Raw genomic sequence first — 12,617 nt, 5'->3', positions numbered from 1 at the left:
CTGCTGGACACCACCACATCCGTGCCGGCATCCACAGCGGGGGATCCACCCTCCAGCCGGCTCTCAATGACGAGAAAGTTGGCACGCACATGCGACACAGCACCGCGCTCCGCGCGGCGGCAGCCCTGGCCGCCGCCGGCGCACTCCTGCTCACTTCGGCCTGTTCGACCGGATCGCTGTCGGCCGGATCCGGCGACGAGCCGTCTTCCGGCTCGAGCGCCAGCCAGGTCACCACCGGCACCGTCGGAGTCCAGGGGGACATCCAGGACATCTCGAAGTTCTGCGGCGACAAAGACATCACGGTCGCGCTCGCCGACGGCTTCGGCGGCAACTCCTGGCGCAAGATCACCCGCGCGATCTTCGAGACAGAAGCGGCCAAGTGCCCCAACATCACGAAGGTCCTCTACACCGATGCACAGGGCGACACCCAGAAGGCGATCAGCGACATCAACTCGCTCGTGGCCCAGGGCGTCGACGTCATCGTCACGTTCGTCGACGGTGGCGAGGCGCTCCTGCCCACGATCCAGAAGGCGACGGAGGCCGGCGTGAAGATCGTGCCCTTCGTCGGTTCGCCCGGCGGGACCCCCGGGAAGGACTACGTCGACTTCGTGTCCGAGGACATCACGACCTACGGCAAGAACCTCGCGGACTGGACCATCGCGACGATGGGTGGCAAGGGCAACCTCGTCATGCTCGGCGGCATCGCCGGGAACTCGTACTCGCAGGGTGTCTACGAAGGCGTCCTCGAGGCGGTGAAGGAGAACCCCGGTGTCACGTTGCTCAACACCGACGGCCCCGTCGCCACCGACTGGGAGCCGGGTAAGACCCAGCAGGTCGTGGCCGGCCTGATCACGAAGTACGGCGACATCAACGGGATCGTCGCCGATTACGGTGGGGGATCGGTCGGTGGCATCCGGGCCTTCGAGGCCGCGGGCAAACCCTTCCCGGTGTGGTCCGCGAACGACAGCAACGAGTTCGCCTGCCTCTGGTACGAGTACAAGGACACGCAGCCGACGTACCAGATCGCCACGGAATCCTCGCGCAACTGGGTCGTCACCGTCGCCCTGCACAAGGCCCTCGCGGCGGCGAACGGGCTGCCCAACGACGAGCCATCCACGTACAACCTCGAGATCATCGAGGACTCCACGGACTCGTCGAAGCAGCCGAAGTGCGAGAGCAGCCTGCCCGCCGACGCGATCCTCTCCTCCGGCCTGTCGGTCGACCAGCTGAAGCAGCTGTTCCAGTGATCCCCCGCCGGGGTCGCGGCGGCGCCGCGGCCCCGGCATCCACTCCACTCCCAGGAGGAGAACGAAAGCCATGAACCGACTCACCGGAAAGGTCGCCGTCGTCACCGGCGCCGGCCGCGGCATCGGCCGCGCGATCGCCGAGGCTCTGCACGCAGAGGGCGCGACGACGATCGCCACTTCCCGCTCCTCGGCCGACCCCACGTTCGGTCCGATCGAGTACACGCCGCTCGACGTCGCGTCCGAGACCGACTGGCGCCGCGTCGTCGGCGAGGTGCTCGACGCCCACGGACACATCGACGTCCTCGTCAACAATGCCGGGATCATCGCCTACGACCCGCTGCACGAACTCGCCATGGAGGACTGGCAGAAGGTCGTGGCCACCAATCAGACCGGGGTCTGGCTGGGCATGCGCGAGGTGATCCCGCACATGATCACGCAGGGTGGCGGGTCGATCATCAACATCTCGTCGATCTGGGGATCGGCCGCCGTCGGCGGCGCCCACGCGTACCACGCGACCAAAGGCGCGGTCCGCAACATGTCCAAGAACGCCGCCATCACGTACGCCACGCAGAACGTGCGCGTGAACTCCCTGCACCCGGGGTTCATCGAGACGCCGCTGACCGACGCGCAGGCCGCCGAAGTCAACGCGTACGTCGTCTCGCAGACCCCGATGGGGCGCGCCGGTCAACCCCACGAGATCGCCGCGGGCGTCGTGTTCCTCGCCAGCGACGAGGCCAGCTTCGTCACCGGCTCCGAGCTCGTCATCGACGGCGGCTACCTCGCCCAGTGATGCACACCCGACAGAACGGATTCGCCATGACCGACATCGACATCGGAACGGCCCCGGCGCCGCCGGGGGCGGCCGCGGAGGTCTCCTCCCTGCTGAGACTGGACGGCATCACCAAGACCTTCCCGGGCGTCCGCGCCCTCACCGACGTGCACCTGGACGTGCGCGCCGGGGAGATCCACGCCCTCGTCGGCGAGAACGGCGCGGGAAAGTCCACGCTCATGGCCGTGGCGTCCGGGGCGCTCGCCGCGGACGAGGGCACGGTGTGGATCGCCGGCACCGAACTCGCCGCCGCCGATCCGGAGGAGGCGCGGCGCCTGGGACTCGGCATCGTCCGCCAGGACCCGGCGCTGCTGCCCGACCTCACGGTTGCCGAGAACATGGCGGTCGGCGTCGGTTTCCGTCGTGTCGGGGGCCTCGGCCGTGCCGTGGGATGGGCGGCCGAGCAGCTCGCCCCGTGGGACATGGACATCGACCCCCGATCCCGCGTCGCCGACCTGTCTGTCGAGCAGCGGTTCGTCGTCGAGATCGCGAAGGCGCTCGCCCTCGAGCCCCGCGTGCTGATTCTCGACGAGCCGACCGAGCACCTGAGTCTCGAGGAGGTGCACAAGCTGTTCTCCCGCGTGCGGGAGGTCGTCGCGGGCGGTGCCGCGGTGGTCTACATCTCTCACCGCATCCCCGAGGTCAAGCAGATCTCCGACCGCATCACCGTGCTCCGCGACGGCAAAGTACGGGGCACCTTCCCGGCCGCCGAGGTCGACGAGGCGCAGATCATCGAGCGCGCGATCGGACGCAAGCTCGAGGCCGTGTTCCCCGAGAAGGGCAGCATCGCCGGGACGATCCGGGATGCCGATCGGCTCACGGTCCGCGGACTGCGCGGCGACCACTTCCACGACGTCTCGCTGACCGTGCGGTCGGGCGAGATCGTGGGGTTGGCCGGAGTGCAGGGAAACGGCCAGGCCGCGGTCATCCGCGCCCTCGCCGGTCTCGAGCCCTCGTCGGGGGAGGTGAGCGTCGACGGCCGTCGCGTGCGCGGCGGCTCGGCCGGCGCGGCTGCCGCCGGCGTCGTCTACGTCCCCGCCGACCGCCACCGCGAGGGCGTGTTCCTGCCCCTGTCCGTCGCCGAGAACGTCTCGTCCGGCACCCTGCCCGAGGCCTCGCGACTCGGATTCGTCAGCGACCGGCGGATGCTCACGCGGGCGAACGACATGATCGGGCGTCTGTCGATCAAGGCCCCGAGCCCGCGCACCGCCGTCTCGTCGCTGTCGGGCGGCAACCAGCAGAAGGTCGTCCTCGCGCGCACGCTGCTCGCCCGCCCCCGAGTCCTCCTCGCCGAGGAGCCGACGCAGGGCGTGGACGCCGGAGCCCGCGTGGACATCTACCGGATCCTCCGCGAGGCCGCGGACGATGGCGCCGCAGTGGTCGTCCTTTCGTCCGACGGCGTCGAGCTGGAGGGGCTGTGCGACCGGGTGCTGATCCTCTCCCGCGGCGAGGTCGTCGAGGAACTGGCCGGCGACGAGGTGACCGAGACGGCGATCGCCCGCGCCGCTCTCACCTCCACCACGGTGCGCGCGCGCGAGCAAACCGATGGTCGCCGTCACCGCCTGCGCGCCTGGTTGCGGGGCGACCACGCTCCGGCGGTCGCCCTGGGCGCGGTCTTCGTCGCGCTCGCCGTCGCCGTTGCCACCACCAACGGCGCCTACTTCTCGCCCTTCAACCTCAACAACCTGCTGTTCATGATCGCGCCGCTGCTCTTCGTCGGTGCCGCGCAGCAGGTCGTCGTCCTCGGGTCGGGATTCGACCTCTCGGTGGGTCCGCTCATGGGATTCCTCGTCGTGTTGTCGTCGTTCTGGATCGTCGACGGTGGCAACCTCTACGTCGGCCTCGCGCTCATGCTCGCCGGGGCCGTCGGCGTCGGCGTCATCAACGGGCTGTTGGTGACGAGATTCGCGATCAGTCCCGTCGTGGCCACGCTCGCGATGTTCATGGCGCTGCAGGGTCTCTACCTGCTGCTGCGGTCCACCCCGGGCGGCGTCATCTTCGGCGGGGTGTCCGACATGATCCAGGCTCGCGTCGGTCTCGTCCCGATCGCCACGATCGCCGGGGTCGTCGTGCTCGTCCTGCTCGAGATCGCGCTGCGCCGCACCCGCTGGGGCGTGCAGCTGCGGGCTGTCGGATCTCAGGACGCGGCCGCGGCTCGGCTCGGCATCCGGGTCGGTTGGGTGCGGTTCCTCTCGTACGTCCTGTGCTCGCTGCTCGTGCTGCCGGCCGCGGTGATCCTCATGGCTCAGATCGGGATCGGCGACGGTCGCCCGTCGCTGTCGTACACGCTGGCATCCGTCACCGTCGTCGTGTTGGCGGGCACGAGCATCTTCGGGGGGCGCGGGTCGTTCCTCGCGGTGATCGCGGCGGCGTTCCTCGTACAGCAGATCCTGAACGTCTCGCCGTTCCTCGGGCTCTCTCAGGCGTGGTCGTACTGGCTGCCCGGTCTCGTCACGCTCGCCGCCGCGGGGCTCTACGCCGCTCTGCGCGGAAGCGGTCGTCGTCGGCGTCGCCCTCGAGGCGTCGCCATCGCTCCTCCCGGAGGTGTCTCATGACCCGGATCGATGCTCCGCGCTCCGCGCCGGAGACCACCACGACGTCGCTGCCCGTCCCCCCGACCGGCCGCTCGGCCGAGGCGGTCTGGCGGCGGGCGCTCGCGGGGAGCTGGGTACCCATCACGGTGGCGACAGTGGCGCTGTTCCTCGTGAGCCCGGTGATCGCGCCGGGGAGCCTGGATGCCGCACCCCTGCTGTCGATGTTGCCCTTCGCGTCCGTGCTCGCCATCGCCGCCGCGGGGCAGACGCTCATCGTCCAGCAGCGCGGACTCGACCTGTCGGTGCCGGGCATGATCGCGCTCGCCGCGGTGCTGGCCACGGCCCTACCGCAGCAGTACGGGTGGGGCGTCTGGCCGGCGGTCGTCGCCGCGGTGGTGCTGCCGGGGGTCTTCGGGCTGCTCAACGGCGCGGTCGTCGCGGGGTTGCGGATCATGCCGCTCGTGGCGACGCTCGGCATGAACGCGGTGCTCCTGGGCACGGTGTTCTCGATCGCGAACGGCACCCCCTCGGGGGCGGCCGACGAGCTCAACCGGTTCGCCCTCGCGCGGACCCTCGGGGTGCCGAACACGGCGCTCATCGCGATCGTCGTGATCGCCGTGGCCGCGGTGGTCACGCAGCGCTCGATCATCGGCCGGCGTCTCACCGCTGTCGGCGTGAGCGAGCCGGCCGCGGCCGTGGTCGGGGTGAGGGTACGGATGTACCAGATAGCCGCGTATGGCTTCGCGGGCCTCTGCTACGGAGCGGCCGGGGTGCTGCTGGCCGGGTACACCAAGACGCCGCCGCTGTTCCTCGGCGACCAGTACTTGCTGCCCACTGTGGCTGCGGTCGTGCTCGGCGGCACCGCGCTCACGGGCGGCATCGCCTCGATCGCAGCCACCGCCGTCGCCGCGCTCTTCCTCACGCAGCTGGGGCAGCTCCTGCGGTCGGTCGGGTGGCCGGATGCGCTGCAGCTGCTCACGCAAGCGATCGTGCTCGTGCTGGTCGTCGTCATCCGCGAGTTCGTGCCCGTGATCGTGCGGCGGAGGGCGGTGCGCCGGATGGCTCGGGAGTCCTGACGGAGGTCGGTGCGGGACGAGGGCGGAGGCGCGTCGGGTGCCTCCGCCCTTCCGCGCGCGGCGGGCGGTGAGGTGTGCGGTCGGGGCGTGCGGCGGGAGCGTGTGGCGGGGGCGGTTTCGCCGTCTCGCGGTGCACGGTGGCGCGAGATCGGTCGAGGATCTCGATGGCGAGGGAACGGTTTCCGTTGGCTTTGCAGCGCACGCTGCAGGGCCTCGAGCACGGCGCGCTCGATCATCGACGTCGCCCGGGGACACCGGGCGGACATCGGCAGGGACCGCCGGTCAGGCAGTCAGCCGGTAGGTCTTCATCTTGCGGTAGACCGTGGCGCGGGAGAGGCCGAGGATCTCGGCGGCACGGGAGCGGTTGCCACCGGCCTCCTGCAGGGCGCGCCGGATGGCCTCGAGCTCGGCGCGCTCGATCATCGTCATCGACCGCGCACCCCGGACCGACATGGGTAGGTCGGACGCGCCGATCGCACCGCGGCGGCCGCTCAGCGCGAGCTGCTCGATGACGTTGCGCAGCTCCACGATGTTGCCGGGCCAGGCGTGCGCTTCGAGGGCGGCGAGCGCGTCGCGGGTGGGCTCCAGGTGCGCGGAGGCTGCGGCATGGTCGGCCAGCACCCGCCAGAGCGGGCCGACGTCACCGGAACGCTCGCGCAGGGCCGGCACCCACGTCGTCGGGTAGCCGACGCGGGTTGCGAACGATCCGGCCTCGGCGCGGTCGGCGGCCGACAGGGTGAGGAGGACGGCGCCACGCGAGGGCGCCGAGTCGACGAGCGACACCATGCCCGACAGGGAACCCGCATCGAGCGTCTGGATGCCTTTGACCACCACGGGGGCGCCGGCGCCGAGCCGTTCGGACAACCGCTGCAGCCAGCGGCGCGAGCCCAGCACGTGACGCTCGGCGGCGTCGACGACCGTCGCGGCGCGGGCGGCGCCGGGGCGGTGCGGAAGCCCGAGGGCCAGTGACGTCTTGCCCGTCCCCGGTTCGCCCGCGATGAGCAGCGGCGTGCGCGCCTCGCGGTGCCGCGCGACGGTCTGAGCCACGGCGAGCCACTCGGTCGACCGCCCGGCGAGGGCGGGGCGGAGCGGCCCGAATCCGCCGTGCGTGACCGGGCGCTCCCCGACGGTGACGACGGCGACGCTTCCCGCGCCGTCCTGCAATCGGGTGACCTGAACATCGGCGTACCCGGACGACAGCTCGACGTTGACCCGACCGCCCCGCGACTCCTCGGCACACAGGCGCTGCACCAGCGCCATGTCCGCGGTCGACAGCCGCGAGGCGCGCTGGTTCTGCATCAGCAGGCCGTCGGGGCCGAGCGCCACGACCGGCCCCTGCTGGACGCGGGAGGCGGCGAGGAAGGCGGCGAGCATGCTGCGGGCCGCCGGGCGCTCGGCATCCATCACGTGCTGTCCGAGCTGCGCGGCGATCGAATGCGTCAACGGGCGGAGGAGTTCGGGGCGTTCGGTGATGTGCGTCGAGAGAGTGACCACGGCCAGCAGTCGGCCCGTCAGCGGGTGGCGCACCGGACTCCCCGTGCACACCGCCGAGCGGTAGAACTCGGCGAAGTGCTCGTTGCCGGTGATCTGCACGCTGCGCCCGGTGGCGGCGACCGTGCCGACGCCGTTCGTGCCGACGGTCTCTTCTGAGAGCACGGCTCCGCGCACGGTGCCGAGGCGGTCGAGGTGGTCGGCGGCGGCGCGATCGTGCGTCCATCGCTGCAGGATTCGTCCCTCGGAATCGGCGAGCAGAAGGCCCAGGCCAGTGCCGTCGAGTTCGTCTGAGACGCGGGCGAGCGGAGCCTGGAACATCTCGAGCAGGTGGCTGTCGAGCAGGTCCACGCCGACCTGGGGCACGTCGCGGATGCGGTCGGGTGAGCCGAGGGCGTCCTTCGAGCGTTGCCACGAGGTCACGAGGTCGGGGCGCAGGGCGGCGGAAGCGGACGAGGCGGTGAGGATCTCGTTCTTCGCCTGCTCGATGAGCCGCGCGGAGGTGGTGGTCATCTTCGACTCCTTCGTCGAGGACGGGCGCGCTCGCCCGTCGAGGCGGATCACACGATCCGGATGCGAGGGGCGGGCTGTCGGGTGCGCTGAGAGTACCCCACCAGCGGGTTCGGCGGAATGGGGCGTCCGGTGCTCATACCGCGACCTCGTCGAGGTGTACGAGGCTGCCGTCGGAGGTGACGCGCCGTTCGTACTCGAGCACCGCGAGGCGCCCGGCGAGCTCGATGTGGTGCTCGCTGGTGGCGCGGGCGGCGACCGGGTCGCGGTCGACCGCGGTGGCACGCACGATCGCCGTCAGCTCCTCGAACGACTGCGCGACGCGGTCGTCGTCGAGGAACGCGTAGCGGCGGAAGAGGCCGATCCGGGTGTGGACGCCCGACAGTTCGTCCGAGAGCACCTCGTTGTCGGCTCCGGTGAGCAGGATCCGGTAGAACTCCGACTTGCTCGCTTCGCGGCTGGCGAGCGTCCCGTGCAGATATTCCGCGGTCATGGCGGCGTGATGGTCGATCAGTCGGGCGCAGTCGGCGGGGCTCGCGCGTCGCGCGAACAGGGCCGCGGCGAGACCCTCGAGAGCCGCCCGTACTTCGTACAGCGACTCGATCTCGCGCTTGGTCAGCACGGCCACGATCGGCCCGCGTCCGGGGAGCACCGAGATCAGGCTCTCGCTCTCGAGCTGACGGAGCACCTCGCGGATGACGGTACGGGAGACCCCGTATGCGGTGCACAGATCGTTCTCACGAAGGCGTTCGCCGGGGGCGCGGCGGCCCTCGAGGATCTCCTCGCGCAAGAGCAGCAGGACCTGCTGACGTAGCGGGGCGGCGTGCCGTTCGATGACGGGCATGGGCGAGCGGCCTTTCGGGAGATGTCTCACATCGAGACACTCGCCGGTCTCCGACGGGTGTCGCTATTACCGTAATACGAGATGACGATTCCCGAAAGGATCAACGATGACCACTCTCGCTCCGCCGTCGCGAACGGCGACGTTGCGCGGCCACTCCGTGCCGTTGGATCTCTTCATCGACGGCGAGTGGCGGGCCGGTGACGGCGACTTCGCGGTCTACGACCCGGCATCCGGAGCGGAGATCGCCCGCGTCGCCGACGGCACCGCCGCCGACGGCAGGGCGGCGCTGGATGCCGCGGCCGCCGCCCAGGCGTCGTGGGGCGCGGTGCCCCCACGCGAGCGCGCCGACCTGTTCGCCAGCGCGCACCGGCTGCTGCTCGAGCGGGGCGAGGCCATCGCCGAGATCATGACGCTGGAGAGCGGCAAGCCCCTCGCGGAGTCGCGGGCGGAGTTCCAGCTCAGCGCCGACTTCTTCCTCTGGTACACCGAGCAGATCGCCCACTTGCACGGCTCGTTCGCGCACGGCTCCCGCGGGGGGTACCGCATCGTCACGACGCACCAGCCCGTCGGGCCGACGCTGCTCATCACGCCGTGGAACTTCCCGCTGCTCATGATCGCCCGCAAGGCCGGTGCCGCGTTGGCGGCCGGCTGCACGACGATCGTCAAGACGGCCCGCGAGACGCCGCTGACGTGCGCTCTGTTCGTGTCGGTCCTCACCGACGCCGGCTTCCCGTCGGGCGTCGTCAACCTCGTGCACACGACGTCGTCGTCGGCGATCTCGGCCGAGGTCATGGCCGACCCGCGGCTGCGCAAGGTGAGCTTCACGGGGTCGACCGAGGTCGGCGCGACGCTCCTGCGTCAGGCCGCTCCCGGGATCGTCAACGCCTCGATGGAGCTCGGCGGGGACGGACCTTTCGTGGTGCTCGACGACGCCGACGTCGAGGCCGCCGCGGCGCAGGCGATCGTCGCGAAGTTCCGCAACGCCGGTCAGGCGTGCGTCGCGGCGAACCGCATCATCGTGCACGAGAAGGTCGCCGACGCGTTCATCGAGCGCTTCGTCGCCCTCGCCAGAGCGCTGCGCGTCGGGAGTGGCTTCGAGGCCGGAACCGACGTCGGCCCGATCATCTCGGCTCGGCAGCGCGACGGCGTGGCCGAACTCGTCGCCGAGTTCGAGCGCATCGACGCGACATTGCTCGCGGGGGGACGCGCCATCGACGGCGACGGGTACTTCTTCGAACCCACTGTCTTCGAGGTGCACGATCGCGACAGCGATGTCTGCCACCGCGAACTCTTCGCCCCGATCGCGGCGATCTACCGCGCCGAGAGCACGGCGGATGCCATCCGCTTCGCCAACGACACCCGGTACGGTCTGGCCGCGTACGTGTTCACGCGTGATCTGTCCCGCGCGTTCGCCGTCGCCGAGCGGCTCGACTTCGGCATGGTGGGCATCAACCGCGGGATCATGGCCGATCCCGCCGCGGCCTTCGGCGGCGTGAAGGCCTCCGGCCTGGGGCGCGAAGGCGGCCAGGACGGCATCTACGAATTCCTCGAGCCGAAGTATCTCGCCGTCACCGTCGACGAAGAAGGAGCCCTCTCGTGAGCGACACCACCGTCCTGCCCGCCGCCGCCCGGACCGAGAACGACCTGGCGCTGGGGCTGCTGCGTCAGCCGCGCTCGGTCCTGTTCGGGCCCGGGCAGCGCCGCCAGCTGCCTCGGATCGTCTCCGAGATCGGGCACCACGCCCTGCTCGTCACCGACGAGCGGATGTCCTCCAGCGCCGAGTTCGGCGAGATCGCCGACGGGCTCCGCGCCGCGGGCGTCGAGGTCGAGGTGTTCGACCGCACGGAGCCCGAGCTGCCCCGTGAGAACGTCATGGCGGTCGCCGAGCGTTATCGCGAGCTGCCCATCGACGTGATCGTCGGTGTCGGTGGTGGGTCGTGCCTCGACCTCGCGAAGGTGTCGGCGGTCGTGCTCGCCAACGGCGGCGACGTGCGCGACTACTACGGCGAGTTCCTCGTGCCCGGACCGGGAGTACCGGTGGTGACCGTCCCCACGACCGGCGGAACGGGCTCCGAGGTCACGTGCATCTCGGTCGTCTTCGATGGCGAGCGGGGCATGAAGGTCGGAGTCGCGAGTCCGCACCTCGAGGCGACGGTCGCCGTCATCGATCCGGAGCTGACGCTGACGTGTCCGCCCGGGCTCACCGCCGCGACGGGCGCGGACGCGCTGTCGCACCTGGTCGAGGCCTTCACCGGGCGCGCGAAGAACCCGACGTCGGAGGAACTCGCGACCAAGCTCTATGCGGGCAAGAACCTGCTCACCGACGTGTACGCGCGTCAGGGGCTGTCGTTGCTCGGCCGCTCGCTGCCCGCGGTGGCGTCCGATCCTTCTGACCTGGCCGCCCGCACCGACACGATGTTCGCCTCGTACTGCGCGGGGATGGCGATCAACACCGCGGGCACCGCGGGTGCGCACGCCATCCAGTCGCCGATCGGCAACCTGACGCACACGCCGCACGGGTTCGGCGTCGCTGCTCTTCTGCCCTGGGTCATGCGGTACAACCTGCCGAGCCGTGTCGCGGAGTTCGCCGAGATCGCCCAGCTCCTCGGGGCGGAGGATTCCTCCGCGAGCGACGAAGAACGGGCGCGGGAGGGCATCCGAGCCGTCGAGCGACTGCTGCGAGCGGTGGGGGCTCCGACCGACCTCGCGACCCTCGGCCTCTCGCCGGAGCACTTCGAGGCCGTTGCCGACCAGGCGATGCTCGCCACGCGACTGACGGCGAACAACCCGCGGGAGCTGACCCGCGCGGCCGTGCTCGAGATCCTGCGCCGCGGCCACGCCGCCGACCACGACTGGTGGGGCGAGTGAGCGCCCGACCCGTCGCGATCGTCGGGTCGGGGGCGATCGGCGTCGCCTTCGCGGTGCTCTTCGCCCGCGCGGGGCGCGCGACCGCGGTCTTCGACATCGACGAGGCCGCACTCGAGCGGGGTCGCGCCGACGTGCGGGCCCGGTTGCGGCTCCTCGGCGACGCGGGGTTGCTCGACGAGGAACCTCCCGTGGTGGCGGCGCGGATCGGATGGCACACGGATGCCGCGGCGGCCGCGCGCGATGCGGAGCTCGTGCAGGAGTGCGCCCCCGAACGCGCCGACCTCAAGCGCGATGTGCTGTCACGGTTCGCGGCGGTGGCCCCCGCCGATGCGATCCTCGCGAGTTCGACGTCGGCGATCGCCCCGTCCATCCTGGCGGACGGACTCGCCCCGGAGATCGCCGCGCGCGTGGTCGTGGGGCATCCGGGGAACCCGCCGTATCTGCTGCCGGTGATCGAGGTCGTCCCCTCGCCCGTGACGGCATCCGGAGTCGTCGATCGCGCCGCCGACGTGTACCGGTCGGCCGGGTTGCGCCCGGTGCTGCTGCGGCGCGAGATCGAGGGCTTTGTCTTCAACCGACTGCAGGGCGCGCTCCTGCGCGAGGCCTACTGCTTGGTGCGCGACGGGATCGTCGACGCCGCGGACGTCGACGAGGTCGTCCGCAGCGGCCTGGGCCGCCGGTGGAGCATCATCGGCCCCTTCGAGACGAGCGACCTCAACGTGCGCGGCGGCATCGCGGCGCACGCCGAACGCATGGGCGCGTCGTACGCACGCATGGGCGCCGAGCGCGGGCAGCACGACCCGTGGACGCCCGACCTGGTCGCCCGGGTCGAGGCCGAACGCCGCGCGGCGCTGCCCCTCGAGGACTGGGACGAGCGCGTGCGGTGGCGCGACGCGCGCCTGATGGCGCTGACACCGCTGTGGGAGGCGGCATCCTGAGCGCCGCGCAAGCCGGTGCGCGTCCCGCACCCCTTTGGTTGACCGGCCTCGGTTTCGCCGGCCCGGCGTCTTGCCGAGACTGCACCTGACTGACAACTCCACTGCAGCGTGCAGTGGGTTTGTCAGCGGGATGCAGTCTCGCGGTGCCGCGGACGCCTCAGCGCGACAGGTGGGCGCGCAGCGCGGTGGCGCGCAGCGCGGTGGGGCGGGGCCGCGGGCGCCCGCGTTTCGCCGAGACTGCACCTGACTGACGTCTCCACTGCAGCGTGCAGTGGGTTTG

9 protein-coding genes are annotated in these 12,617 nt (G+C 71.2%); 7 read left to right on the top strand and 2 right to left on the bottom strand.

Going from position 1 to position 12,617, the window contains the following annotated elements:
• The 4 genes from LQV45_RS09040 to LQV45_RS09025 all read left to right on the top strand — a co-directional run.
• On the top strand, nucleotides 1-1,247 hold a 1,247-nt coding region (locus tag LQV45_RS09040; protein ID WP_230006718.1), incomplete at its 5' end, for an ABC transporter substrate-binding protein.
• A 70-nt stretch (nucleotides 1,248-1,317) separates the two neighbouring features.
• Nucleotides 1,318-2,037 (top strand): SDR family NAD(P)-dependent oxidoreductase, encoded by a 720-nt coding sequence (locus LQV45_RS09035; protein WP_230006717.1) that lies wholly within the window; start codon nucleotides 1,318-1,320, stop codon nucleotides 2,035-2,037.
• 26 nt (nucleotides 2,038-2,063) lie between these two features.
• A complete protein-coding gene (locus LQV45_RS09030; RefSeq protein WP_230006716.1) occupies nucleotides 2,064-4,631 on the top strand; it encodes an ATP-binding cassette domain-containing protein in 2,568 nt (855 codons plus the stop codon).
• Nucleotides 4,628-5,686, top strand: coding sequence for an ABC transporter permease (locus LQV45_RS09025; RefSeq protein WP_230006715.1), 1,059 nt, complete (start codon nucleotides 4,628-4,630; stop codon nucleotides 5,684-5,686). The genes LQV45_RS09030 and LQV45_RS09025 overlap by 4 nt, the downstream gene beginning before the upstream one ends.
• 282 nt (nucleotides 5,687-5,968) lie before the next feature.
• On the opposite strand, the gene LQV45_RS09020 is transcribed toward LQV45_RS09025, so the two are convergent.
• Nucleotides 5,969-7,690 (bottom strand): sigma-54-dependent Fis family transcriptional regulator, encoded by a 1,722-nt coding sequence (locus LQV45_RS09020; RefSeq protein ID WP_230006714.1) that lies wholly within the window; start codon nucleotides 7,688-7,690, stop codon nucleotides 5,969-5,971.
• A gap of 133 nt (nucleotides 7,691-7,823) precedes the next feature.
• Nucleotides 7,824-8,531, bottom strand: coding sequence for a GntR family transcriptional regulator (locus tag LQV45_RS09015; RefSeq protein ID WP_230006713.1), 708 nt, complete (start codon nucleotides 8,529-8,531; stop codon nucleotides 7,824-7,826).
• A gap of 106 nt (nucleotides 8,532-8,637) precedes the next feature.
• On the opposite strand from LQV45_RS09015, the gene LQV45_RS09010 reads away from it, so the two are divergent.
• From LQV45_RS09010 to LQV45_RS09000, 3 genes are read left to right on the top strand one after another with little or no spacing between them, the layout of a single operon-like run.
• Nucleotides 8,638-10,131 (top strand): NAD-dependent succinate-semialdehyde dehydrogenase, encoded by a 1,494-nt coding sequence (locus tag LQV45_RS09010; protein ID WP_230006712.1) that lies wholly within the window; start codon nucleotides 8,638-8,640, stop codon nucleotides 10,129-10,131.
• A complete protein-coding gene (locus tag LQV45_RS09005) occupies nucleotides 10,128-11,399 on the top strand; it encodes an iron-containing alcohol dehydrogenase (RefSeq protein ID WP_230006711.1) in 1,272 nt (423 codons plus the stop codon). Before LQV45_RS09010 ends, LQV45_RS09005 begins: the two co-directional genes overlap by 4 nt.
• On the top strand, nucleotides 11,396-12,337 hold the full coding sequence (locus LQV45_RS09000; RefSeq protein WP_230006710.1) for a 3-hydroxyacyl-CoA dehydrogenase: 942 nt from the start codon (nucleotides 11,396-11,398) through the stop codon (nucleotides 12,335-12,337). The genes LQV45_RS09005 and LQV45_RS09000 overlap by 4 nt, the downstream gene beginning before the upstream one ends.
• Nucleotides 12,338-12,617 lie beyond the last annotated feature (280 nt).

The organism is Microbacterium sp. Bi128, from assembly GCF_918698205.1.
This window is presented reverse-complemented; position numbering and strand designations above follow the sequence as displayed.